The sequence below is a fragment of the Mesorhizobium sp. M0870 genome (assembly GCF_040319775.1).
Lineage (GTDB): Bacteria > Pseudomonadota > Alphaproteobacteria > Rhizobiales > Rhizobiaceae > Mesorhizobium.
Genome location: NZ_JAMYOI010000003.1, coordinates 81,265 through 105,891, shown reverse-complemented (window position 1 = coordinate 105,891; position 24,627 = coordinate 81,265). Strand labels below are relative to the sequence as shown.

The following is a 24,627-nucleotide window of genomic DNA, read 5'->3' as shown; positions in this document are numbered from 1 at the left end:
TCTCGATAGCTAGGAGCGTTTGGGTGCTGGTTCTGTATCGGTGGCGTCGACGCGCTGTTTCAACCTCAGTCGCGAGACGCGCTGCCAGTCGCCGCTGCGCTCGGCCTCAGCCATCGACCGTTCGACATAGGTGATGTGGTCCATCGCCGCTTGCCGGGCAGCATCCGGGTCGCCGGCCTTCACCGCCGCATGGATCGCGCGGTGCTGCGCGAGCAGGGCGTCGCGCGCGCCGGGCACGCTGAACACCAGCAGCCGGTTCTGGAACACGCCCTCCGACAACAGCCGGTAACAGGAGCGCAGCGTGTGCAAAAGGATGATGTTGTGCGCGCATTCGCAGATCGCGTGGTGGAACTCGACATCGATCTCGGCTTCGTCGTCGAAGTCGCCGGTCCGGTGCGCATCGTCCATGCGTGCCATGATCTTGTCGAGCAGCGCCATGTCGTCCGCAGTGGCGCGCCGTGCCGCGTATTCAGCCGCGACCCCTTCGATCTCGCGGCGGTATTCCAGATAATCGGTCACTGCCTTGCGGTGCATCGAGATCAGGTCCGTCACCGGTTTGGTGAAGAGCTGGCCGATGACATCGGCGACATGCGTGCCGCCGCCGGGCCTTGTCGTCAAAAGGCCGCGTCCTTCCAGTGACTTCAGCGCATCACGCAGGATCGGCCGGGATACGTCGAACTGGCGTGCAAGCTCGCGCTCGCCCGGCAGCCGGTCGCCGGTGCGCAGCACGCCTTCGAGGATGAGGCTCTCGATCTGCTGCACCACCTCGTCGGCGGTGCGCGAATGCTCGATCCTGGAAAAAATGTCGCTCAACAGAATGCCTGGAAGGTGAACCGGTGTCGCAGAATAGAGCCAGCCTCGCCAACTGGTCAAATTATTTATCCAATTGACAAAAGCGTGCCGATTTTTCGCCCTGATGCCATCATCTTCGGCTAACTTTGCTGTTTGCGTCATAAGGCCATTGGCACTAGAGGGACGCACGTGCAAGAGGGTTCAAGGAACCCAGGGAACAAGCCGTGTCAGACGACCCGTCCGATCTCGAATTCCAGCCGCGCGCCAAGGGCAGCGTCATGGGCTTTCCCGCGCATGAGGGGCGGCCCGGCGCACTCGGCGAGGTTCATGCCCGGCCGCATCCGCTGATCGAAAAGCCACGCGTCCTGATGCAACTCGCCTTCATGACGGAGGGTGGCTCCGGCGTCGACCACGCGGTGCTTTCCGAACTGTCGCGGCGCCTCGGCATCGCCGCGCCCGACCGCCAGGCCCGCCACCATGCCATGAAATGGGGCAAGGGCTCGCTGCGCTGGGAGCGGCACACCGAATTCTCGACCTATTTGTGGGAAGGGCCGCTTTCCGAAAGCGGCAGGACGCCGGAGGACTCCCCGTTCGGCAACGGGTTCTCGCCGCCGGGAACCTGCATCTCCGGCATCAGGCTCGAAATCCGCAAATGGACGCAAGCGAGCGAGCAGCTGATAGCCGGTTTCGATCCGACCAGCCTGTGCTACTCGCTGGTCGAGCGCGGAAACGCCGCCATCGTCACCGATTTTCGCCAGGATGGCGATGGCCTGACCCGCATGCTGCTGCTCGATCGCGGCTTGACCCCGGCGCGCACCGGCGCGTTGTCGCAGCGGCTTATCGATATCGAAACCTATCGGACGCTGGCCATGCTCGGCCTGCCGCTGGCGTTGACCTTGTCCGGCCGCGCCCGCCGCATCGAAGACCGGCTGGCGCAGACCACGCTGGAGATGAAGGTCGCCGGGACACGCGACAGCCAGACCTTGCTGGCCGATCTGACCGAACTTGCGGCGGAGCTGGAGGCGGACGCGGCATCGAGCCTTTATCGTTTCGGCGCCAGCCGCGCCTATGACGGCATCGTCGGCGAACGGCTGGAGGCGCTCGAGGAAGAGGCTGTGCCCGGTTATGACACATGGCGCGGGTTCCTGCAGCGCCGTGTGGCACCCGCAATGCGCACCTGCCGCTCGGTCGAGGAGCGGCAGGAAAATCTGTCGCGAAAACTGACCCGCGCCACGACGCTGCTGCGCACCTGGGTCGATGTCGAGGTCGAGAAGCAGAACCGCGACCTGCTTGCCTCGATGAACAACCGCGCCCGCCTGCAACTGCGCCTGCAGCAGACCGTCGAGGGGCTCTCGGTCGCCGCCGTTTCCTATTATGTGGTCGGCCTTGTCGGCTATGTCGCCAAGGGCGCCTCGATCTTCGGCCATGCCTTCGCGCCGGAGATCGTTACCGCGGCTTCGGTGCCTGTCGCCATCCTGCTGGTCTGGTGGGGCGTACGCCGCGTGCGCAAGATGCATTCCGAGCCCGGCAAGCCGCCCGGCGAATAGATCTGCTCACCCTCCCCTTGTGGGGAGGGTCGGCTCATGATCGCAGCGAAGCGAAGATCGTGAGACGGGGTGGTGGTCCCTCGTAGAGCGCCGCGCGGACCCCCACCCCGCTCGCTTCGTTCGCGACCCTCCCCACAAGGGGAGGGTGAGGGAGCGGCAGATTGCCGCTGAGGAAGCTTGCCTCAGCCTTGAAGCGGATTCCCCGCCGCCACAGGATTTGCACCCAACGCGCTTCACTGGTAAAAGATTTTGACCAGTCAAGCGAAATGAGGCTGCTGATGTCCGGCTTGGCCATGCCGAAACCAGACGACGCCACGATGCGCCGGCGCGACGAGATCGTCGCCGACATGCGCATCATCGTGCCGGGTGAGGGCGTCGTCGACGCCGCCAATTCCATGCGCGCCTTCGAGAGCGACGGCCTGACCGCCTATCGGCAGCTGCCGCTGGTTGTCGTGCTGCCGCAAACCGTGGCGCAGGTTTCGCGCGTGCTGAAATACTGCAACGACCGCAACATCCGCATCGTGCCGCGCGGCTCCGGCACCTCGCTGTCGGGCGGCGCACTGCCGCTCGAGGACGCGGTGCTTTTGGTCATGAGCCGCTTCAACCGCATCCTCGGGATCGATTTCCCCAATCGCGTCGTCGTTGCCCAGCCGGGCGTCACCAATCTCGGCATCACCGCCGCCGTCGAGCAGGAGGGCTTTTACTACGCCCCTGATCCATCCTCCCAGATCGCCTGCTCAATCGGCGGCAATGTCGCGGAGAATTCCGGCGGTGTGCACTGCCTGAAATACGGCCTAACCGCCAACAATGTGCTCGGCATCGAGATGGTGCTGATGAATGGCGAAGTGGTGCGGCTGGGCGGCAGTCATCTCGATGCGGAAGGCTACGACCTGCTCGGCGTCATGACCGGCTCCGAAGGGCTGCTCGGCGTCGTCACCGAGGTTACCGTGCGCATCCTGAAGAAGCCGGAGACGGCACGTGCACTGCTGATCGGCTTCCCGACCAGCGAGCAGGGCGGCCAGTGCGTCGCCGACATCATCGGCGCCGGCATCATCCCGGGCGGCATGGAGATGATGGACCGGCCGGCGATCCATGCGGCGGAAGATTTCGTTCATGCCGGCTATCCCCTCGATGTCGAGGCGCTGCTGATCGTCGAGCTCGACGGCCCCGGCGTCGAGGTCGATCATCTGATCGGGCTGGTCGAGGCGATCGCCTACAAGAACGGCTCGACCACCTGCCGCATTTCGCAGTCGGAACAGGAACGGCTGAGCTTCTGGGCCGGCCGCAAGGCGGCGTTTCCGGCCGTTGGCCGCATCTCGCCCGACTACTACTGCATGGACGGCACCATCCCGCGCAAGGAGCTGCCGCGCGTGCTCGCCGGCATGCGCGAGCTGTCGGAAAAATACGGTCTCGGCGTCGCCAATGTCTTTCATGCCGGCGACGGCAATCTGCATCCGCTGATCCTCTACGATGCCAACGTACCGGGCGAACTCGACAAGGCCGAAAGCTTCGGCGCCGACATATTGCGGCTCTGCGTCAAGGTCGGCGGCGTCTTGACCGGCGAACACGGTGTGGGCGTGGAAAAACGCGACTTGATGCCGGAAATGTTCACCCAGATCGATCTCGACCAGCAGATGCGGGTCAAATGTGCCTTCGATCCCAACCATCTGCTCAACCCGGGAAAAGTGTTCCCGCAGCTGCGGCGATGCGCCGAGCTTGGGCGGATGCACATTTCCGGCGGCAAACTGCCGTTCCCAGACATTCCGAGGTTTTGAGGGATATGTCGGCGCTTGAACACCCCCCTCTGTCCTGCCGGACATCTCCCCCGCTAGGGGGGAGATTGGATGTCGTTTTGGCTTTCGCCAATCACCAAGGTTTGAAAGGCGCGGTCGTGCGAGCTGCCAATCTCCCCCCTTGCGGGGGAGATGTCCGGCAGGACAGAGGGGGGTGTGAAGAAACGCGGCCGATGTGGCCTTCCCCGCTTCGCTGGGCGAGGAACAGGGGTCGCCCATGACCACCTTCACCCCGACCACCTCATCCGAAGTCCCCTCCACCGTCGCCTGGGCAGCGGCGGAAGGCTCGCCGCTGGAAATCCTCGGCCACGGCTCCAAGCGTGGCATCGGCCGGCCGCTGCAAACCGAACACACGCTCGACTTGTCGAAACTCTCTGGCGTCACGCTCTATGAACCGGCTGAACTGGTGCTGTCGGCAAAAGCCGGCACACCGCTGGCCGAGATCGAAAAGCTGCTGGCGGAAAACGGCCAGCAGCTTGCCTTCGAGCCGATGGACTACGGCCCACTGCTCGGCGGCGAAGCTGGCAAAGGCACAATCGGCGGCGTGCTCGCCGCGAACCTCTCCGGTCCGCGCCGGCTGAAGGCGGGCGCGGCGCGCGATCATATCCTGGGCATCAATGTGGTGTCCGGGCGCGGCGAGGCCTTCAAGTCGGGCGGTCGCGTGGTCAAGAACGTCACCGGCTATGACATGTCCAAGCTGATGGCCAACAGCTGGGGCACGCTGGCCGCCTTCACCGACGTCACCTTCAAGGTGCTGCCGGCAGCCGAGACCGAAGTCACGCTCGCCATCCGTGGCTTGCTCGACGATGCCGCTGCCGCCGCCATGGCCCTGGCGCTTGGCTCGAGTGCTGAAGTGTCGAGTGCCGCCCATCTGCCGGAGCGGATCGCCGCGCGCGTCGCCGGCGGCAGTCTCGGCAGCGAGGCCGCCACGCTGCTGCGTGTCGAGGGTTTCGGCCCGTCGGTTGCCTACCGTATTGCCGCGCTGAAAACGCTGCTCGGCAAGGCCGGGCCGCTGCAGGAGATTGCCGGTGAAACCTCACGGCTGATCTGGCGCGATGTGCGCGATTGCAGGCCCTTCGCCGACAACGGCGAGAAACCGGTCTGGCGTGTCTCGATGACGCCGGGACAGTGCCACCAGATGGTCCTGACACTGCGCATGCAGGCCGCCGTCAGCGCCTTCTATGACTGGCAGGGCGGGCTGGTGTGGCTGCGCATGGAACAAGGCGACCCGGAAGCCGCCCTGCTGCGCGGGCTGTTGAGGAAACATGGCGGCGGCCATGCGACGCTGGTGCGTGCCGCACCTTCGCATCGCGCCGCTCTGCCGGTGTTCGAGCCGCAGCCGCCGGCGCTTGCCGCACTAGCGGTGCGCCTGAAACAGGAATTCGACCCGAAGAATATCCTCAATCCCGGCCGAATGGCCTAGGACATCAGCGATGCAGACCAATTTTTCGCTTGCCCAGCTTGCCGATCCGCATGTCGCGGAATCGGAAAAGATCCTGCGCAAATGCGTGCATTGCGGCTTCTGCACCGCCACCTGCCCGACCTATGTGACGCTTGGCAACGAGCTCGATTCACCGCGCGGGCGCATCTACCTGATCAAGGACATGCTGGAAAACGGCCGTCCGGCCGACAAGGAGATCGTCACCCATATCGATCGCTGCCTGTCCTGCCTTGCCTGCATGACCACCTGCCCGTCGGGCGTCAACTACATGCATCTGGTCGACCATGCCCGCGCCCATATCCAGGAGACCTACAAGCGGCCGCTGCTCGACCGCCTGACCCGCGCCATGCTGGCCTTCGTGCTGCCCTATCCCCAGCGTTTTCGCGCCGCGCTCAAGCTGGCGAAGCTGGGCAAGCCGTTTATGGGCTTGTTCGACAAGGTTCCGGCGCTGAAGCCGCTGAGTGCGATGCTCAAGCTCGCGCCGGCCTCGATCCCGACAGCATCGTCGATAGCTTCACCTGGCATCCATGCCGGGCAGGGGAGCAAAAGAGGCCGCGTCGCCATCCTCACCGGCTGCGCGCAATCGGTGCTCGATCCCGCCATCAACGACACCACGATTTCGCTGCTGACGCGGCTCGGTGTCGAGGTCGTGGTGCCACCGGGCGAGGGCTGCTGCGGGGCGCTGGTTCATCATATGGGGCGCGAGCAGGCCGCGCTTGCCTCTGCGAGGCAGAATGTCGATGCCTGGACGCGCGCCATCGAACAAGGCGGGCTCGATGCCATCGTCATCACTGCCTCCGGCTGCGGCACGACGATCAAGGACTACGGCTTCATGCTGCGGCTCGACCCGGCCTATGCCGACAAGGCGGCGCGCGTTTCGGCGCTGGCCAAGGACATTACCGAATATCTCTCGACCTTCGACCTGCCTGAACCGGCGCGCAAGCCGGGCACGGTCGTCGCCTATCACTCGGCCTGTTCGATGCAGCACGGCCAGAAGATCACCCGCCAGCCGAAGGAACTGCTCGCCAAGGCCGGCTTCATCGTGCGCGAGCCGCGCGAAGGGCATTTGTGCTGCGGTTCGGCCGGCACCTACAACATCCTGCAGTCCGAAATCTCGGCCAAACTGCGCGACCGCAAGGTGACAAACATCGAGGCGACGGGGGCTTCGATCGTCGCCACCGGCAACATCGGCTGCATCACCCAGATCGCTTCCGCCGCCAAGCTGCCGGTGGTGCACACGATAAAACTGCTCGACTGGGCCTATGGCGGACCGATGCCGGAAGGGGTCCCCGAGGAAAGGCTGGTTGCGGCTGAGTAGCGTGGCGTTGCCGCTGTCAGAGTTAACGGCAAGTCTCCCTCATCCGGCCGCTTCGCGGCCACCTTCTCCCCGAGGGGAGAAGAGGTTTGCGCCGGCGGTGACAATCTCCTCTCCCTCGGGGAGAGGTCAGCCGAGCGAAGCGGAGGCTGGGTGAGGGGGCTGGCGCCGCTCTGTGCTTACTCCGCCGCGAGCCTGTCCGCCGTGCCGTAGGTCGCCTCATAGAGCGCGCGCTGGCGGCTGAGCGCGACCATGGTGTTGCGCAGCAGGATGGCGACCGTGATCGGGCCGACGCCGCCCGGCACCGGGGTGATCCAGGAGGCGACCTCGCGGACGCTCTCGGTGTCGACGTCGCCGACGATGCGGCTTGAGCCGTCGGGGCCGATTTCGGAATTGATGCCGATGTCGATGACGGCCGCACCCGGCTTGACCATGTCGGCCTTGATCAGCCGCGGCTTGCCGACGGCGACGAACAGCGCATCGGCACGTCGCGCATGGGCGGCGACCGACCGCGTCATGTGGTGGCACACGGTCACCGTCGCGCCTTCGCTCATCAACAGGAAGGCGATCGGCTTGCCGACGATTTCCGAATGGCCGACGATGACGACTTCCAGCCCCTTGAGGTCGGGGCCGGTTTCCTTGAGCAGTTCGACCGAGGCCGCCGCCGTGCAAGGCGCGAGATCGAGCTGGTTGTAGACGATGTTGCCGATCGAGGCCGGATGCATGCCTTCGACATCCTTGAGCGGATGCACCGCCGCCTGCAGCGTCCTGATCGGGATATGCACTGGGACCGGCCGCTGAATGATGATGCCGGTGACGCGCGGATCGGCATTCAGGCCGTGAATGGCCGCTTCCAACTCGCCTGCCGTGATGGTGGCGGGAAAGCGCCGTTCCTCGAAATCGATGCCGGCGAGCTCAGCCTTGGCGCGCTGGTTGCGTACATAAACATCCACCGCATCGGTGTCGCCGACGGTGATCGAGATCAGCTTGGGCGGAAAACCCTCGGCTTTGGCGATCGCGGCGTCCTCGCGAACGGCGGCGATGATGCGCTGGGCGACCGGGCCGCCCTTGAGATAACGGCTGTCTTCGGACAGGAGCATGGGTGAACTCTTTTGTGGAACTAGCCACCGAGATAGCAAAAGAATGCGGTAAAGGGCAGCATGAAAGCGAACCGCTATGCCCGTTGCGCGACGCGTGGGTGACCTTTGCCCTCGATTTCTGCTCAAAAACGGAAAGGGCAGCGCGGTTTCCCGTGCTGCCCTTCCTGACCGGCCGCATCCCCATACGGCCCGTCCCCCGTTGTCCCTAACCGGCTCGAAAAGCGGACTGCTTTGCCGGCCAAGTGATTCGCAAGACCTACTATATCACCTCGACCGTGGTTCCGACATTGACCCGTTCATAGAGGTCGACGACGTCCTCGTTGCGCATGCGGATGCAGCCCGATGACACCGCACCGCCGATCGTCCACGGCTGGTTGGTGCCGTGGATGCGGTACTCGGTCGTGCCGAGGTAGAGCGCGCGGGCGCCAAGCGGGTTCTCCGTGCCGCCGGCAAGATAGGTCGGCAAATAGCGGCCCTTGGCGGCTTCACGCTTGATCATCTGCGCCGGCGGGCGCCAGTCCGGCCATTCGCGCTTGTTGGTGATCTTGTGCGTACCCGACCATTCGAAGCCCGGCTTGCCGGTGCCGACGCCATAGCGCCTTGCCTTGCCGTTCTTCTCGACCAGGAAGAGGAAATTCTGCGTGGTGTCGATGACGATCGTGCCCGGCTTCTGGCCTCCGTCATAGTCGACTTCCTGCGGCAGGTAGATCGGGTTGATCTGAGGACGCGCGACCATGCGCTTGGCCGGCGGCTGCACCGCCGCCGTCTGCACCCGGTCGGGCTGCGCCGGGCGCAGGCGCCGCTGTTGCTGGACGACCTGGCGGTTCTGGCGCACGATGCCGGGTGCCTGGCCAAGCTGCAGCACCCAGGGTGCGGAAAGGTCGGGGCTCACCATCACCGGCGGCCTGTCGGCATAGCGGTCGCCGGCGGTTGAGGGTGTGACGCCGGCGGCAAACACAGCCACGGCGCCGAGCACGGGAAACAGAACTGTCTTCATCGTAACGCACCTTGATCGTCTGATACAAAACGGGTGGAAACGTCCTCCCGGTTCGGCGATCATTGGCGCGCAAGCAGCAACCGAAACATGAATCGGAATGCGTAAAATGCGGAACTGTCGGTAAACCTTTTGGTGTGGTTACCGCCGGGTTCAGGAATCTGGTAAAGCCGCAGTAAATGCCGCGCAAAAGCGCGTTAACGAACGGATTTTGGCTTATGGACAAGGAAAACACCGGACTGCTCGCCGGTCCCGATGGTGTCGCGCGCTGCTTCTGGCACGGCAATCTGCCCGACTATCTGCACTACCACGATCATGAATGGGGCCGGCCTGTGGCCGACGACCGCAGGCTGTTCGAAAAGATCTGCCTCGAAGGCTTTCAGTCTGGCCTGTCGTGGCTGACCATTCTGCGCAAGCGGGAGAATTTTCGCGAAGCCTTCGCCAATTTCGAATTCGACAAGGTCGCCGCCTTCACCGACAAGGATGTCGAGCGCCTGCTCGGCAATGCCGGCATCATCCGCCATCGCGGCAAGATCGTCTCGACCATCAACAACGCCAAGCGCGCCCGCGAAATGGCCGACGAGTTCGGCTCGCTGGCCGCCTGGTTCTGGAAGTTCGAACCCGGCAAGGAGGAGCGGCCGCAGATCGTCGATCTCGCCCATCTGCGCGCCAACCCGACCACGGCGGTCTCGGTGCGGATTTCGAAGGAGTTGAAGAAACGCGGCTGGAGCTTCGTGGGGCCGACCACTGTCTACGCCTTCATGCAGGCGATGGGCCTGGTCAACGACCATCTCGAGGGCTGCATCTGCCGCAAAGAGGTCGAGAAGCAGCGGAAGGCGTTCAAAAGGCCGAAGTAGCCCCTCTACTTCCGGTAAAGCGAGTAATTTCAGGTGCCGTTGGCGCTGGCCAGCACCAGGCCGGCGACGATCGCCACCACCGTGGCCACGGTCGGATAGATCACCAGCAGGCCGGTCATCAACGCGTCGCGCATGGATGGGCCTTTGCCGGTGTCGGCCGGCACTTCGAACGGGCCGGCAGCCTGGCTGACCATTTTCGGAGCGTGGATGTCGGCCGGGCGCAAGCGCGCGGGCAATTCGCCGGCTTCGCCATCAATAGCGTAAAATCTTGCTGTGCTGACCATGGCCCCGAGCCCTCATTTACCCCGCCTTATCGGCGACGATTGTGTCGGCACGATGCCGCACCCGTGTCGGGATTGTTTCATTTTCGATGCGGTTTTGTTTCACGGAGGTTCGAGCGTGGTGCTGGGTGCCGACCCTTGCCGCTCCCGGCTGCATCAGTTAGGAAACGCGCGCTGCCGAATAGGAAATTTCCTATCCCGCAACGCCACGAAACACCGGATGCTCACTCATGGCCGACAAATCGGAAAAGACGAAAGCGCGGCTGCCGCGCGGTTTTGCCGACCGCAGCGCCGAGGATATCCGCGCCGTCGAGAAGATGATGGCGACGATCCGCTCGGTCTATGAGCTTTACGGCTTCGAACCGGCAGACCAGCCGCTGATCGAATACACCGACGCGCTCGGAAAATTCCTGCCCGACCAGGACCGGCCGAACGAAGGCGTGTTCTCCTTCCAGGATGACGACGACCAGTGGCTGTCGCTGCGCTATGACCTGACCGCGCCGACGGCCCGTTTCGTCGCCGAGAATTACGAGCGCCTGCCCAAGCCTTACCGCAGCTATCGCTCCGGCTGGGTGTTCCGCAACGAGAAGCCAGGCCCCGGCCGCTTCCGCCAGTTCATGCAGTTCGACGCCGACACGATCGGTACGCCGGGCGTGGCCGCCGACGCCGAAATGGCGATGATGATGGCCGACGTCATGGAAGCGCTCGGCATCAAGCGCGGCGACTACGTCATTCGCGTCAACAACCGCAAGGTTCTGGATGGCGTGCTGGAGGCGATCGGGCTTGGCGGCGAGGAGAATGCCGGACGAAGGCTGACGGTGCTGCGCGCGATCGACAAACTGGACAAGCTCGGGCCGGAAGGCGTGAAGCTTTTGCTTGGCCCGGGCCGCTGGGACGGTGGCAAGGAAGGCGAAGGCGACTTCGCCAAGGGCGCCGGGTTGAATAACGGGCAGGCCGAGGCAGTCCTTCTCGCGACAGCGAGGAATGCACAGGTAGGCCAGGATTCCATGGTCAGTTCGAATGCCATCTACCAGGAAGGCGTCGGCGAACTCGCCACGATTGAAGCGCTGGTCAGGGCGGCAGGATATGGCGAGGACCGTATCGCCATGGACCGCTCGGTCGTGCGCGGCCTCGAATACTACACCGGCCCTGTCTTCGAAGCCGAGCTGCTGGCCGAAATCCCCAACGAGGACGGCCAGATCGTGCGCTTCGGCTCGGTCGGTGGCGGCGGTCGCTATGATGGTCTGGTTTCGCGCTTTCGCGGCGAGCCGGTGCCGGCGACCGGCTTTTCCATTGGCGTCTCCAGGCTGATGACGGCGCTGAAGAACCTCGGCAAGCTCGACGCCTCGGATGTGATCGCACCTGTCGTCGTGCTGGTGATGGACAAGGACACCGACAGTCTCGGCCGCTACCAGAAGATGGTGGCGAGCCTGCGCGCCGCTGGCATCCGGTCCGAAATGTATCTCGGCGGCGCCGGCATGAAGGCGCAGCTCAAATATGCCGACCGGCGCGGCTGCCCGGTCGCGATCATCCAGGGCGGCGACGAGCGCGCCAAGGGCGAACTGCAGATCAAGGACCTGATCGAAGGCGCCCGCATGTCGGCCGAAATCACAGACAATGCCGAATGGCGCGCCGTCCGCCCGGCGCAGGTGACGGTGGCGGAGGGCGAGCTGGTCTCCGAGGTTAGGAAGATCCTGGGGGCGCAGGCTGCTGATCGCGCGAAAGGTGGCGCTTGAACACCCCCCTCTGGCCTGCCGGCCATCTCCCCCGCAAGGGGGGAGATTGGATGTCACGTGGGCTTTCGCCAATCTCCAGCGTTGAAGAAGAGGCGCTGAGCCTCAAGCTGCCGATCTCCCTCCTTGCGGGGGAGATGGCCGGCAGGCCAGAGGGGGGTGCCTCGCGCCCATCCGCTCCATGACCTCCCGCACCCCCGCCATCTCCACCGACATCACCAACCTCTTCGCCACCCGCAACACGCATGCCGTCGAAGTCGCCATATTGCAGCCGGCCGACCCGTTCCTTGACATGGCCGGCGAGGATCTACGCCGCCGTATCTTCCTGACCGAAAGCGAAACCGGGCAGACATTGTGCCTGCGGCCGGAATTCACCATTCCGGTCTGCCTCGACCACATAAGCTCGCAGGCCGGCACGCCGCGACGCTATTCTTACCTGGGCGAGGTGTTTCGCCAGCGCCGCGAAGGCGGCAACGAGTTCTTCCAGGCCGGCATCGAGGATCTTGGCGACCGCGATACCGCTGGAGCCGATGCCCGCTCGGTGGCCGATGCGCATGCGCTGCTGTCGCTGGTGCTGCCTGGCCAGGCATTGGCGATCACGCTCGGCGATCAGACTATTTTCGAGGCGGTTCTGGCTGCCCTTGGCTTACCGCGCGGCTGGCGCATGCGCCTTGCCCGTGCGTTCGGCTCGGCGCCGATGCTTGAGGCGGCTCTCGCCGATCTCGCCAACCCGCCGCGCAACAGCCAGCTCTCCGGCCCGGTCGCGGCCCTTGTGCTAGACGGTGATCTGGACGGTCTTTCCGCCCATATCGCCAGCGGCATGGAAGAGGCGGGCCTGTCGGCGTCCGCCGGGCGCGCGCCGTCCGACATTGCCCGGCGGCTGATCGAGAAAGCCGAATTGCGCAGCGTTCGGCTGTCGAGCGAGGCCTTTTCCGCGCTGAAGGATTTTCTGGCGATCGACGTTCCGCTTGATGGCGCAACCCAGGCGCTGGAGTCCTTCGCCACCGGCGCCGGGCTGTCGCTCGATGTCGCGCTGGAAAAGTTCGCTGCCCGCGCCAAGGCGATCGAAACGTATGGCTTGCCGGCCGATAAAATCCGCTACGACGCCGCCTTCGGCCGCCCGCTCGATTACTACACCGGTCTTGTTTTCGAAATCGCGGCCGACAATGGCGACTGGCCGCTGGTCGGCGGCGGCCGCTATGACCGGCTGCTGACCCTGCTTGGCGCGAAGACGCCTATCCCCGGCGTAGGCTTTTCGGTCTGGCTCGATCGCATCGAGGCACTGCGGGAGACGGCGCCATGATCACGCTGGCGATCCCGTCGAAAGGCCGCCTGAAAGAACAGGCGCTGGACGTGCTGGCCAAAGCCGGCCTCGCCGTCAGCCTGCCAGGCGACGAGCGCAAGTACCACGCCCGCGTCGAGGGTCTGGATGATGTCGAAGTGGTGTTCCTGTCGGCTTCCGAAATATCAGGCGAGATCGGCCAGGGCGCCGTCGATCTCGGCATCACCGGCGAGGACCTGGTGCGTGAAAACCTCGCCGACTGGGAGGCGCGCGCCGAAATCGTCGCCCGTCTCGGCTTCGGCAATGCCGATGTCGTGGTGGCTGTGCCGGATATCTGGCTCGATGTCGACACCATGGCCGATCTCGACGACGTCGCCGCCGATTTTCGCCAGCGCCATGGCCGGCGGCTGCGCATCGCCACCAAATACTGGCGGCTGACCCAGCAATTCTTCTCGCAGAAGCACGGCATCCAGGTTTATCGCATCGTCGAGAGCCTAGGGGCAACCGAAGGCGCGCCGGCGGCCGGTCTGGCCGATGTCATCGTCGACATCACGACCACCGGCTCGACGCTGCGCGCCAATCATCTCAAGGTGCTGGGCGATGGCCTCGTCCTGCGCTCGCAGGCCTGTCTGGTAGCGTCGAAGAAGACACGGGCGGCGGCTGATGAGGCGCTCTTGCGCGACATTGCCGCGAAGATGGCGGCTGCGGCCGGATAGCGGCGGGGCCCACTACCCTTAGGGCCCCGACCCAGCTTAAGAACCCTGACGGCCGCCCAGCGGTGTCGGTAGCGTTTGCGCCGAGGTTTTCATGTTGATAGGAATTTTTTCTTGACCCGTGAGGGCAGCTATGCTACATTTTTGCCCATGGTGCTGATTTGCGCCAGCGACCCGCCGCCCAGGCGGGTTTTTGCGTTTTGGGGCTTCGTCAACCAACGCGAAGCTCCGAAGCATCGTTGACCTGCCACGACGATCGGCGGGTTTTCACCACCCCCTCAGGCTGATAGGTTCGGCCAATGCATGTCGCCCAAAAGTGATCTCGGTTTTGGGAGAACGACATGCATAAAAACAAGGACCTAAAGCGCGTCGCATGATTCCGTTTCAGCGCGACACGCTTTAGTCCCGGGAGGAGAGAGCGATGCCGGTCAATCTCGACGAGCTGAAGAACGCCAGCAATTTGCGCGGACGCGGCGCGCGTGCTGGCGGTGTCTTCGTGGCACCCGTCGACAACAGGGCGCATGTCTCTGGCGAACGCAGCGTGCCGCTGCTCGACAAGACCATCCCCGCGCTGTTTTCCGACACCGTCAGCAAATACGGCACGCTCGACGCCGCCGTTTTCGTTGATCAGGACAAGCGCTTCACCTGGAGCGAACTGTCGGACACAGTGGACGCGCTGGCTGCCGGCTTCCTGGCACTGGGGTTGGCAAAGGGCGATCGCGTCGGCATCTGGTCGCCCAACCGCTGGGAATGGCTGGTGACGCAGTTCGCCACCGCCCGCATCGGCCTGATCCTGGTCAACATCAACCCCGCCTATCGGTTGACCGAGCTCGACTATGCGCTGAACAAGGTCGGCTGCAAGGCGCTGGTCACCGCTGCCAGGTTCAAGACGTCAGACTATCTCGGCATGATCGAGACGCTGGCACCCGAGATCGCCAAGGCCACACCGGGCAAGCTCAAGGCACAGAAACTGCCGGCGCTGAAGATCGTCATCCGCATGGGCGACGAGAATTCGCCCGGCATGTTCAATTTCGGCGACGTGCTGGCCATGGCCGGGCGTGACGAGCATGACAGCCTCGACCGCATCTCGGAGAAGCTGAAGCCGGGCGAGGCCATCAACATCCAGTTCACCTCAGGCACCACGGGAGCCCCCAAGGGCGCGACGCTGACCCACAGCAACATCGTCAACAACGGCAATTTCGTCACTTCGGCGATCAAGCTGACCGTCGACGACCGGCTGTGCATTCCGGTGCCGCTCTACCACTGCTTCGGCATGTCGATGGGCACGATGGGTTGCGTCTCGAAAGGCGCCACCATGGTTTTTCCGGGAGAAGGGTTCGACGCCGGCGCCACACTGAAGGCGGTGGCGCAGGAACGCTGCACCGGGCTTTATGGCGTGCCGACCATGTTCGTCGCCCTGCTGGATCATCCGGATTTTTCCGCCTTCGATCTCTCCAGCCTGCGCACCGGCATCATGGCCGGCTCGCCATGCCCGATCGAGGTGATGAAGAAGGTGGTGTCGCTGATGCATATGGAACAGGTGACCATCGCCTACGGCATGACCGAGACCAGCCCGGTCTCGTTCCAGAGCGGCGTCGACGACCCCTTGGAAAAGCGCGTCTCGACCGTCGGGCGCATCCATCCCCATGTCGAGGTAAAGGCGGTCGATGCCGATGGCGCTACCGTTGCGGTCGGCGTACCGGGTGAGCTTTGCACGCGCGGATATTCGGTGATGAAGGGTTACTGGGACGACGAAGACAAGACCCGCGAGGCGATCGACAGCGACGGCTGGATGCACACCGGCGACCTCGCCACCATCGATTCCGAGGGTTATTGCAACATCGTCGGCCGGGTCAAGGATATGGTCATCCGCGGTGGCGAGAACGTCTATCCCAGGGAGGTCGAGGAATTCCTCTACCGCCATCCAAAGGTCAAGGAGGTGCAGGTGTTCGGCATTCCCGACGCCAAATATGGCGAGGAGCTGTGCGCGTGGATCGTGCTCAAGCCCGGCCAGATCGCCACCGAGCAGGAGGTCAAGAACTTCTGCGCCGGCCAGATCGCCCATTACAAGATCCCCCGCCACATACGCTTCCGCACCGAATTGCCGATGACGGTGACCGGCAAGCCGCAAAAGTTCTTGATGCGCGAGGCCATGGTGGAGGAACTGGGGCTGGTGGCGCAGAAGACGGCGTGAGCGAAGGCGGCGCTTCGGTTTGTCCGGCGCGCTGGGTGCGGTCAGGTCGCGATCCTGCTGCATCATTTGGAGCGCGTTGTTTGTGAGGGGGCGAACGCCGGCCGTCGGGCCTGCCGGATGTTTTCCAAGGCGCTCCACACTCCACATGGGGTTTTCCGCAAGGTTCGCAGAAGCGCATAGGGGCTTGAATGGTTGGTTTCAAACGATCGGTGGTTTCTTATGCGTTGCCCTTGGCCGCCTTGGTGATGGCTGTTGCAGTCAGGGCAGGCGGGCTGTCGGCGGACGAAGGTTCGCTGAGCGCCAGGATACTCGTCGGAGCGCTTTCGAGTGCGATTATGTTCACCACCATTTTCGTGGTGCTCGACCACGCCGAGGCGGTGGCCCGGCGTGTAGGAGAGCCCTATGGCACATTGGTGCTGACTTTTGCCGTGACGGCAATCGAGGTGTCGATCATCGTTTCCATGATGCTGCATGGAGAGAACAACCCTACGCTTGCACGTGAGTCCGTCTTCTCAACGGTGATGATTGCATCTACCGGCGTCGTCGGCACGTGTCTTGCGCTCGGCGGCTGGCGTCATCGCAAGCAGGCAATTGTTCGACAAGGGACCAGCGCATATTTGGCGGTTCTGATCGCGCTGACCATCATGACGCTTATTCTGCCGACCTACACACAAGCTACGGGGCCGGGCACATTTTCGGCAGCTCAACTTGGCTTTGTGAGCGTGCTTTCGGTGCTGCTTTATGCAAGTTTTGTGTTCGCGCAGACTGTCCGCCACCGAGAAGACTTTGTCGAAGGGCAGGCCCACGGCGTTGCGCTGCGGACTGCCCCTCACGAAAGCGTCTTTGCCGGCGCATTGCTGCTTTTGATCGGGCTGATTGGCATTGTCATGCTCGCCGAGCAGGTCGCCGCAAGTGTTGAAAATACGCTCGTTGCCTATCAGGTGACACAGGCTGACAGCATTGTGGGGGCATTGATCGCCGGGCTGGTTTTGATGCCGGAGGCCATTTCGGCGGTTCGCGCTTCACTCAACAATGAGCTGCAACGCGGTTTGAATGTCGCGATGGGTTCCGCTTGTGCCACGATTGGTTTGACAATACCGGCGGTCGCAGCCGCCAGCCTGCTGACGGGAAGAGGGTTAACCCTGGGGCTGTCGGCTGCTGATGCGGTCCTTTTGGTCTTGGCGCTTTTCATATGCAATGTAAGCTTCAGCACTGAAAGAACGACGTTCTTGACCGGAATGGTCCATCTTGTAGTATTTTTTACTTATGTATTTCTGATATTTATACCATGAGAGCTTTGGTGCAAGCGAAGCGCCAAGGGGGCGGTATCCTTCGTTACCTCACGCCGTGGATTTGAGGTGGTCGATGAAGGCGCGCAGCTTCGGCAGGATCTGGCGCTTGCCGGGATGGTAGAGGAAGACGCCCGGCGTCGTGGCGGCGATGGTGTCTAGGACCGGCTCGAGTTTTCCCTGGCCTATCGGACCTTCGGCGACGGGTCGGGGGATCTGCGCCAGCCCAATGCCCTGCATCGCGGCCCCGAGCAGCGTCGGATAGTCGTGCGCGATCAGCGGGCCTGAGACCATCGCCTCGATCTCCCCGTTGCCGTCGACGAAAGACCAGGGCGCGATGGCGCCGTTCGAACGGCGCAAGCGCAGGCAGGCGTGGCGGCACAAGTCGTCGACGTGCTCGGGGTAGCCATGGCGCTCGAGATAGTCCGGACTGCCGACGACCACGAACGGGAACGACGGCGTCAGCCGCACCGCGACCATGTCGGGCGCGATGAACTGGCCGAGGCGGATGCCGGCATCGAACCCGCCGGTCGCAAGATCGACCATCTCGTCACTCGCGGCGATCTCCAGCTCGACCTCGGGATAGGTTCGGCAGAACGATGCGATCATCGGCTCCAGGATCAACGGCACGACGGCGCGGGGGACGGACAGGCGTAGCAGCCCGGTCGGCCGTTGGCCGACATCGCGCGCGGCCTCGCCTGCCGCGACGAGCTCCTCGAAGGCAGGTCCGGCAAGATCGAGGAACCGCTGGCCAGCCTCGGTCAAACCGACGCTTCGCGTCGTGCGCACGAACAGCGCCGCACCCGTGCGGGCTTCCAGCGTGCGCACCGCCTGGCTCACGGCGGACGGCGTCACGCCGAGATCGGCGGCGGCACGGCGAAAGTTGCGGCGCCTGGCAACCGCCAGGAAGGTCTCGACCCCCTCCAGCGCACCGTGCCGGACTGTGTAGTTCTGCTTCATAGGTTGTTGTGATTACACCGGGTAGTCGAATTATGGAAGCAGGCTTAGAGGTAACCGACTGAAGCTGGGGCCGCGTGAACCGGCTGCTGACAGGAGGCCAAATGTCCACGGAAATGGTGTTCCAGACCCATCTCGTTCTAGGCTACGTCGCGTGGCTGCTCTGCTTCGGCGCATACGGCCTCCCATGGCTGAGCTCGCTGGACCGGGTCGCGGCGCAACGTGCCATCGCCACCCTGCACAGCTTGCGTTTCTTCGGGCTCGTGTTCATCCTGCCGGGCGTCGTAAGCCCCGATCTGCCGGCCGGTTTCGCCGTGTTCGCCGCCTACGGCGACTTCGCAACAGGGGTACTGGCCATGCTGGCGCTGCTCACGGTGAGGCTACCCCGGCTCTTCTGGCCGTTGATCGTCGCCTTCAACATCGTCGGGACGGTCGAGCTCGTCGTCGATTATTACCACGCCATCCAGGTCGGCCTCCCTGCACATGCGGAGCAACTGGGCGCCGCCTACGCGATCCCGATCATCTATGTACCGCTGCTGATGATCACGCACATCGCCGCATTCTATTTTCTGCTACGCCCTCCGAAGGTCCGGATCCTAACGACGACCGCCCCGGCTGTGCTTTGACGGCAAGAGTATACCCCAAAGAAAAAGGCGCGGGCTTGGCCCGCGCCTTTGTTCTGTCCAGGCTTTCGAAGCTCAGTCCTTCTCGAAGATGCGCGCCTTGGCGACGACGCCGGCGATGGCGCCGCCGATCAACGGTGCGACGATGAACAGCCAGAGCTGGCCGATCGCGGCAGTGCCCGAAAACAGGGCCGGGCCGATCGAGCGGGCCGGATTGAGCGACGTGCCGGTCACCGGGATGATGGCGAAATGCAACCCCGCCAGCGTCAGGCCGATGACCAGCCCGGCGAACGCCGTCGAGTGCTTTTCAGCGGTGACACCCAGGATCACGGTGACGAAGGTGAAGGTGCCGATCACTTCCCACAGAAATGCCGAGCTGACGCCCCATTTCGTCACATCCCAGCCATTGGCGCCGAAGCCGGTCGTGTGTCCGCCAACCTGGCCGGAAACGATGATCCACAACGCCAGCGAAGCAAGGACGCCGCCGATGACCTGCGCGATCCAGTAGGGGATGACGTCCTTGGCCGGCAGCCGGCCCGCCAGAAAGACACCGAGCGTCACCGCCGGGTTGAGATGCGCGCCCGAAATCGGGCCGATCGCATAGGCCGCCGCGATGAGGCCGATGCCGAACGCCAGACCGATGCCTTCCTGGCCGAGAGGCAGCGCGCCGCCGAAGCCGCCCGTCACCACAGAAGCCGTACCGATGAACACCAATAGAAATGTGCCTAGAACTTCCGCCAGATAAGTCTTCATTGCCCTCTCCTCGTGTCAATCCGCCGGTCCGCCTTTTGCGCTCCGCGAATCACAACCGGAAGAGTATTCGCAACCAGAAAAGTTGGAAAGCAGAGCGGTTGTGCAGGCCGACCTGCTTGTGCGCGCCGGTTGCGCGCTCTAGAGCAGGGCCGGAATAATTTTCTGCGTGACGGAACAAGACCATGCGATTGGGCGGACGGCTGGCTGCGGCCATCGAAGTGCTGGAAGACATCGGCCGGCGCCACCGGCCGGTGGCGGACGCGCTGAAGGATTGGGGCCTGTCGCATCGCTTCGCCGGCGGCGGCGACCGTGCGGCGATCGGCAACATCGTCTATGACGCCTTGCGCCACAAGCGTTCCGCCGGCTGGCTGCTGGGGCAGGACACGCCGCGCGCCATCGGCTTCGGCGCGCTGCTGCTCGAATGGGGCCAGACGGCACAATCGCTCAACGAGGCGCTTGATGGCGACAAGTTCGCACCGCCGCTGCTGACCGCCGCCGAGCTTCAGGCCATCGCCGACCATCGGCTCGCCGACGCGCCGGACGCGGTGCGGGCGGATGTTCCCGACTGGTGCGCGCCGCTTTTCGAGCGAGCCTTTGGCTCGACCTGGGCCGACGAGGGCGCGGCGCTGGCGACGCGCCCGCCGCTCGACCTCAGGGTCAACACGTTGCAGGCCAACCGCGACAAGGTGCTGGCCGAACTGACGGGAACTGGCGCGAAACCCTCGGCAATCGCGCCACACGGCATCCGCATCCCGCCGATCGACGGCGACGGCCGGCACCCGAACGTGCAGGCCGAGCCGGCTTTCCAGAAGGGCTGGTTCGAGGTCCAGGACGAAGGCTCGCAGATCGCGGCCGCCCTTGCCGGGGCCGAAGCCGGCATGCAGGTGCTGGATTTCTGCGCCGGCGCCGGCGGCAAGACGCTGGCACTGTCGGCTTCGATGGAAAATCGTGGCCAGATCTTTGCCCATGATGTGGAGAAAGCACGGCTGGCACCGATCTTCGACCGCATCCGTCGTTCGGAAAACCGCAATGTGCAGGTGGTCACCAAACCCACAGAACTCGCGCCGCTCGGCAACCACATGGACATCGTGCTGGTCGACGCCCCATGCACCGGCAGCGGCACCTGGCGCCGCCGTCCCGACGCCAAATGGCGGCTGACGCAGAGACAGCTCGATGCCCGCAAGGGCGAGCAGTCGGCGATCCTCGATGCGGCCAAAGCCTATGTCAAACCGGGCGGCCTGCTGGTCTACATCACCTGCTCGGTGTTTGATGAGGAAAACGGTGAGCAGATCGCGGCCTTTCGGGACCGTAACAGCGGTTATGTTCCCGTCGACCACCGCAAGCTCTGGGACAGCCGTTTTCCCGGCCATGAGGCAGCCGCACGCATCGGCGCCAAAGGCGACATCTCGCTGTCGCCGGCGCTCAGCGGCACCGATGGGTTTTATCTCTGTGCGTTACGCAGATCGGCCTGAATCCAATTCCTGACGGATGCGCGGCGCCGGCCGGCATGCCAGGTCGATTGTGCAGTGCAGCAAAAGCATTTGCCTGCCGTCCATGCCTCTGCAATAAGCTATCCGCGTAAAGGAAGCAGCGGCAATGGCAGCAAAGATCGTACCCGCCCCGGACTATGAGGATCGCGTCAGGACATCCTTCGCGCGCCAGAAGGCGATGGCCACGATCGGCGCCGAACTGACGCTGGTGACCCCCGGCATCATCGAGATCGAGATGCCCTATTCGGCGGCACTCACTCAGCAGCATGGCTTTCTCCATGCCGGCGTCATTTCGACGGCGCTGGACTCGGCCTGCGGCTATGCCGCCTTTTCGCTGATGCCGGAAAATTCCGGCGTGCTGACCATCGAGTTCAAGGTCAACCTTCTGGCGCCGGGCAGGGGCGAGCGCTTCCTGTTCCGCGGCTCGGTGACCAAGCCAGGCCGCACCATCATCGTCGCCGACGGCCAAGCCTACGCCTTCGCCGCCGACGGCGAGGCCAAGCTGATCGCCACCATGACCGGCACCATGATGACCGTGGTCGGGCGTGATGGCATAGAAGGGTGAGTGGCCGGTTCGCCGCAGGCGAATCCATCGTGCCGGTGGCACGATGGAAGGCCACGAACGCCGGGAGCTGCCGGAGGCAGCGGGTCCCGGCGAGCGGCGGTGCAGATAAGCAGATGATCCGGCGGAGAGGAGCAAATCATCATGACCGGTAAAGTGTCGCGCCTGTCGGGCAAGGACGTCCTCTTCGTCATGGCGGCGCAAGCCGAATACGGCCCGCACCTCAAGCAGCTGTTCACGCCATTGATGACCGGTGTCGGTCCGGTCGAGGCCGGCGTCAGGCTGGGTGCGGAACTCTCCTGGCTGAAATCGCAAAAAGCACTGCCGGATCTCGTTGTTTCGCTCGGCTCAGCCGGCAGTCGGACGCTGGAGCAGACGGAGATCTACCAGGCGGTTTCGGTCAGCTACCGTGACATCGACGCTTCGCCGCTCGGCTTCGAAAAGGGTGCGACACCCTTCCTCGACCTGCCGGTAACCGTGCCATTGCCCTTCAAGATACCGGAGATCAGGCAGGCGACCCTGTCGACCGGCGCAGCGATCATCACCGGCGCGGCCTATGATGCTGTTAGCGCCGACATGGTCGACATGGAGACCTTCGCCTGCCTGCGCGCCTGCCAACTGTTCGACATTCCGCTGATCGGTCTGCGCGGCATTTCCGACGGGGCGGCGGATCTGCGGCATGTCGGCGACTGGACCGAATATCTTGAAGTCATCGACGAGAAGCTGGCGGACGCCGTCATGCGGCTCGAACGGGCGATCGGCGACGGCGCCCTTCGGACGGAACCATCCCATGAAGATGCCAGACCAGCCTGAAAGTCGGGCTACGCAACCCATTGCGCCGACTCGTTTCTTTCTCTAAACGCTCGCCATGAAAACAGCCAATCATCCCGACACCGTCCTGATTGTCGATTTCGGCAGCCAGTTCACCCAGCTCATCGCCCGCCGCATCCGCGAGGCCGGCGTGTTTTCCGAGATCGTGCCGTTCCAGTCGGCCGAAGCGGCATTCAAGCGCATCAATCCGAAGGCCGTCATTCTGTCCGGCGGTCCGGCTTCGACCGGCGATATAGGCAGCCCGCGCGCGCCGCAGATCGTCTTCGATTCCGGCGTGCCGGTGCTTGGCATCTGTTACGGCCAGATGGCCATGTGCGTGCAGATGGGCGGCGTTGCCGAAAGCTCCGACCATCGCGAGTTCGGCCGCGCCTTCGTCGAGATCCAAAAGGACAGCCCGCTGTTCGAGGGCCTGTGGGCACCCGGCCAGCGCCACCAGGTGTGGATGAGCCATGGCGACCGCGTCATCTCCTTGCCCAAGGGCTTCGAAGTGTTCGGCAAGTCGGAAGGCTCGCCCTTCGCCATCTTCGGCAGCATCGAGCGCAAGATGTACGGCATCATGTTCCACCCCGAGGTGGTGCATACGCCCGACGGCGCCCGGCTGCTGCGCAACTTCGTCCACAACATCGCCGGCATCGAGGGCGACTGGACCATGCGCGCCTACCGCGAGCACGCGGTCGAGACGATCCGCAAGCAGGTCGGCAAGGGCAAGGTCATCTGCGCGCTGTCGGGCGGCGTCGATTCCTCCGTTGCGGCGCTGTTGATCCACGAAGCGGTCGGCGACCAGCTGACCTGCATCCTTGTCGACCACGGCCTGATGCGCAAGGACGAGGCCGCGGGCGTGGTGGCGATGTTCCGCGAACACTACAATTTACCGCTCATTCTGGTGAACGCGTCGGACCGTTTCATCGACGCCCTCGAGGGCGAGTCGGACCCGGAGAAAAAACGCAAGACCATCGGCCGGCTGTTCATCGAGGTGTTCGAGGAAGAGGCCAAGAAACTCGGCGGCGCCGAATTCCTGGCGCAGGGCACGCTCTATCCCGACGTCATTGAAAGCGTCTCCTTCACCGGCGGCCCGTCGGTGACGATCAAGTCGCACCACAATGTCGGCGGCCTGCCCGCGCGCATGAACATGCAGCTTGTCGAGCCGCTGCGCGAACTGTTCAAGGATGAGGTCAGGGCGCTGGGCAAGGAGCTTGGCCTGCCCGAAAGCTTCATCGGCCGGCACCCGTTTCCAGGCCCGGGTCTTGCCATCCGTTGCCCCGGCGGCATCACCCGCGAAAAGCTGGAGATCCTGCGCGAGGCCGACGCCATCTATCTCGACGAGATCCGCAAGGCCGGCCTCTACGACGCCATCTGGCAGGCCTTCGCCGTGCTGTTGCCGGTGCAGACGGTCGGCGTGATGGGCGATGGCCGCACCTACGAGTTCGTCTGCGCGCTGCGTGCCGTCACCTCGGTCGACGGCATGACGGCGGATTTCTACCACTACGACATGGCCTTCCTCGGCGCCGCCGCCACCCGCATCATCAACGAAGTCCGGGGCATCAACCGCGTCGTCTACGACGTGACGTCGAAGCCGCCGGGAACAATCGAGTGGGAGTAGGAGTTAGTAGTCTGGACTGCTCGGGCGTAGTTTTTCGCAGAAAAAGCAACGATTTGCGGTTTATCTCATTCACTATCGATGCTGCATCATCAACTGAAGTCTCCGACTGTCTAAGTCACTGATTTTTCTGGCCCCGTGCAAACGAGGGCTTCGTTGCGTGTGAAGGGCAGCAGATCAATCTGGCGGTACTTTTGACGGTACTTTCGTACGTGAATCAACGTCCGAGAAAGGACCGTCACCCGTTTCTCGGCCTGACGCTTTTTGTAGGTCAACCATTTGAAATAAATGGCTTTCCCGGTGACGTTTCGGCGCGAACAGTACTTTAAAGCGCGTCGCGTTGAAACGGATTCATGCGACGCGCTTTAAGTCTTTGTTTTCATGCATGTCGTTGTCCCAAACCGGGGCCACTTTTGGGCGACATGCATCAGCCGCACGTCCTACCGTCAGCGCAAGTCCGCATTTGTGAGATTGGGCGCCGGT

Annotated in this window: 21 protein-coding genes; 15 read left to right on the top strand and 6 right to left on the bottom strand. The window is 63.8% G+C overall.

Features of this window, described 5'->3' with window-relative positions:
- Nucleotides 1-9: 9 nt before the first annotated feature.
- Entirely contained in the window at nucleotides 10-813 is an 804-nt protein-coding gene (locus tag NKH97_RS05410) for a FadR/GntR family transcriptional regulator (RefSeq protein WP_352774911.1), read from the bottom strand.
- A 203-nt stretch (nucleotides 814-1,016) separates the two neighbouring features.
- On the opposite strand from NKH97_RS05410, the gene NKH97_RS05405 reads away from it, so the two are divergent.
- The 4 genes from NKH97_RS05405 to glcF all read left to right on the top strand — a co-directional run bounded on the left by NKH97_RS05405 (nucleotide 1,017) and on the right by glcF (nucleotide 6,891).
- The gene (locus NKH97_RS05405; protein ID WP_352553600.1) at nucleotides 1,017-2,339 is read left to right on the top strand and encodes a DUF3422 family protein; all 1,323 of its coding nucleotides are present in this window, start codon (nucleotides 1,017-1,019) and stop codon (nucleotides 2,337-2,339) included.
- Between the two features lie 278 nt (nucleotides 2,340-2,617).
- Complete coding sequence (locus tag NKH97_RS05400; RefSeq protein ID WP_352722353.1) at nucleotides 2,618-4,114, top strand: FAD-linked oxidase C-terminal domain-containing protein; 1,497 nt, start codon at nucleotides 2,618-2,620, stop codon at nucleotides 4,112-4,114.
- A gap of 235 nt (nucleotides 4,115-4,349) precedes the next feature.
- On the top strand, nucleotides 4,350-5,555 hold the full coding sequence (locus tag NKH97_RS05395; protein WP_352722352.1) for an FAD-binding protein: 1,206 nt from the start codon (nucleotides 4,350-4,352) through the stop codon (nucleotides 5,553-5,555).
- Nucleotides 5,556-5,565: 10 nt separating this feature from the next.
- On the top strand, nucleotides 5,566-6,891 hold the full coding sequence (gene glcF, locus NKH97_RS05390; protein ID WP_023809025.1) for a glycolate oxidase subunit GlcF: 1,326 nt from the start codon (nucleotides 5,566-5,568) through the stop codon (nucleotides 6,889-6,891).
- Nucleotides 6,892-7,067: 176 nt separating this feature from the next.
- On the opposite strand, the gene NKH97_RS05385 is transcribed toward glcF, so the two are convergent.
- Together NKH97_RS05385 and NKH97_RS05380 are read right to left on the bottom strand one after the other, a co-directional pair.
- On the bottom strand, nucleotides 7,068-7,988 hold the full coding sequence (locus NKH97_RS05385; RefSeq protein WP_023809024.1) for a bifunctional 5,10-methylenetetrahydrofolate dehydrogenase/5,10-methenyltetrahydrofolate cyclohydrolase: 921 nt from the start codon (nucleotides 7,986-7,988) through the stop codon (nucleotides 7,068-7,070).
- Between the two features lie 259 nt (nucleotides 7,989-8,247).
- Nucleotides 8,248-8,985, bottom strand: coding sequence for a L,D-transpeptidase (locus tag NKH97_RS05380; RefSeq protein WP_023809023.1), 738 nt, complete (start codon nucleotides 8,983-8,985; stop codon nucleotides 8,248-8,250).
- Between the two features lie 215 nt (nucleotides 8,986-9,200).
- Here NKH97_RS05380 and NKH97_RS05375 point away from each other — a divergent pair, with 215 nt between their 5' ends.
- Nucleotides 9,201-9,839, top strand: coding sequence for a DNA-3-methyladenine glycosylase I (locus NKH97_RS05375; RefSeq protein ID WP_023809022.1), 639 nt, complete (start codon nucleotides 9,201-9,203; stop codon nucleotides 9,837-9,839).
- Between the two features lie 29 nt (nucleotides 9,840-9,868).
- Here NKH97_RS05375 and NKH97_RS05370 read toward each other — a convergent pair whose 3' ends face one another.
- Nucleotides 9,869-10,123 carry a hypothetical protein gene (locus tag NKH97_RS05370; RefSeq protein WP_023809021.1) on the bottom strand — a complete coding sequence of 85 codons (255 nt, stop codon included), beginning with the start codon at nucleotides 10,121-10,123 and terminating at the stop codon, nucleotides 9,869-9,871.
- Between the two features lie 227 nt (nucleotides 10,124-10,350).
- Between NKH97_RS05370 and hisS the strand changes: the two genes are divergently transcribed.
- From hisS to NKH97_RS05345, 5 genes are all read left to right on the top strand, one after another.
- Complete coding sequence (hisS, locus tag NKH97_RS05365) at nucleotides 10,351-11,856, top strand: histidine--tRNA ligase (protein WP_352676024.1); 1,506 nt, start codon at nucleotides 10,351-10,353, stop codon at nucleotides 11,854-11,856.
- Between the two features lie 178 nt (nucleotides 11,857-12,034).
- The gene (locus NKH97_RS05360) at nucleotides 12,035-13,156 is read left to right on the top strand and encodes an ATP phosphoribosyltransferase regulatory subunit (protein ID WP_352795651.1); all 1,122 of its coding nucleotides are present in this window, start codon (nucleotides 12,035-12,037) and stop codon (nucleotides 13,154-13,156) included.
- On the top strand, nucleotides 13,153-13,851 hold the full coding sequence (hisG, locus tag NKH97_RS05355) for an ATP phosphoribosyltransferase (RefSeq protein ID WP_023809018.1): 699 nt from the start codon (nucleotides 13,153-13,155) through the stop codon (nucleotides 13,849-13,851). Before NKH97_RS05360 ends, hisG begins: the two co-directional genes overlap by 4 nt.
- 418 nt (nucleotides 13,852-14,269) lie before the next feature.
- Complete coding sequence (locus tag NKH97_RS05350) at nucleotides 14,270-16,042, top strand: AMP-binding protein (protein ID WP_352774882.1); 1,773 nt, start codon at nucleotides 14,270-14,272, stop codon at nucleotides 16,040-16,042.
- Between the two features lie 188 nt (nucleotides 16,043-16,230).
- Nucleotides 16,231-17,334: a calcium:cation antiporter gene (locus NKH97_RS05345; RefSeq protein WP_352795648.1), complete on the top strand. Its 1,104-nt coding sequence runs from the start codon at nucleotides 16,231-16,233 to the stop codon at nucleotides 17,332-17,334.
- Nucleotides 17,335-17,382: 48 nt separating this feature from the next.
- On the opposite strand, the gene NKH97_RS05340 is transcribed toward NKH97_RS05345, so the two are convergent.
- A complete protein-coding gene (locus tag NKH97_RS05340) occupies nucleotides 17,383-18,291 on the bottom strand; it encodes a LysR substrate-binding domain-containing protein (RefSeq protein ID WP_352676030.1) in 909 nt (302 codons plus the stop codon).
- Nucleotides 18,292-18,392: 101 nt separating this feature from the next.
- Between NKH97_RS05340 and NKH97_RS05335 the strand changes: the two genes are divergently transcribed.
- On the top strand, nucleotides 18,393-18,914 hold the full coding sequence (locus NKH97_RS05335) for a DUF8737 domain-containing protein (protein WP_352676032.1): 522 nt from the start codon (nucleotides 18,393-18,395) through the stop codon (nucleotides 18,912-18,914).
- Nucleotides 18,915-18,986: 72 nt separating this feature from the next.
- Here NKH97_RS05335 and NKH97_RS05330 read toward each other — a convergent pair whose 3' ends face one another.
- Entirely contained in the window at nucleotides 18,987-19,664 is a 678-nt protein-coding gene (locus NKH97_RS05330) for an MIP family channel protein (protein ID WP_013530368.1), read from the bottom strand.
- Between the two features lie 182 nt (nucleotides 19,665-19,846).
- Between NKH97_RS05330 and NKH97_RS05325 the strand changes: the two genes are divergently transcribed.
- The 4 genes from NKH97_RS05325 (at nucleotide 19,847) to guaA (ending at nucleotide 24,147) form a co-directional block, all read left to right on the top strand.
- Nucleotides 19,847-21,136, top strand: a complete 1,290-nt coding sequence (locus tag NKH97_RS05325) for an RsmB/NOP family class I SAM-dependent RNA methyltransferase (protein ID WP_352723426.1) — start codon at nucleotides 19,847-19,849, stop codon at nucleotides 21,134-21,136.
- Nucleotides 21,137-21,260: 124 nt separating this feature from the next.
- On the top strand, nucleotides 21,261-21,719 hold the full coding sequence (locus NKH97_RS05320) for a PaaI family thioesterase (protein WP_013530371.1): 459 nt from the start codon (nucleotides 21,261-21,263) through the stop codon (nucleotides 21,717-21,719).
- A gap of 141 nt (nucleotides 21,720-21,860) precedes the next feature.
- Nucleotides 21,861-22,529 (top strand): 5'-methylthioadenosine/S-adenosylhomocysteine nucleosidase, encoded by a 669-nt coding sequence (locus tag NKH97_RS05315; RefSeq protein ID WP_023809009.1) that lies wholly within the window; start codon nucleotides 21,861-21,863, stop codon nucleotides 22,527-22,529.
- Between the two features lie 55 nt (nucleotides 22,530-22,584).
- Nucleotides 22,585-24,147, top strand: coding sequence for a glutamine-hydrolyzing GMP synthase (gene guaA, locus NKH97_RS05310; protein WP_352795646.1), 1,563 nt, complete (start codon nucleotides 22,585-22,587; stop codon nucleotides 24,145-24,147).
- The last annotated feature ends 480 nt before the right edge of the window (nucleotides 24,148-24,627 follow it).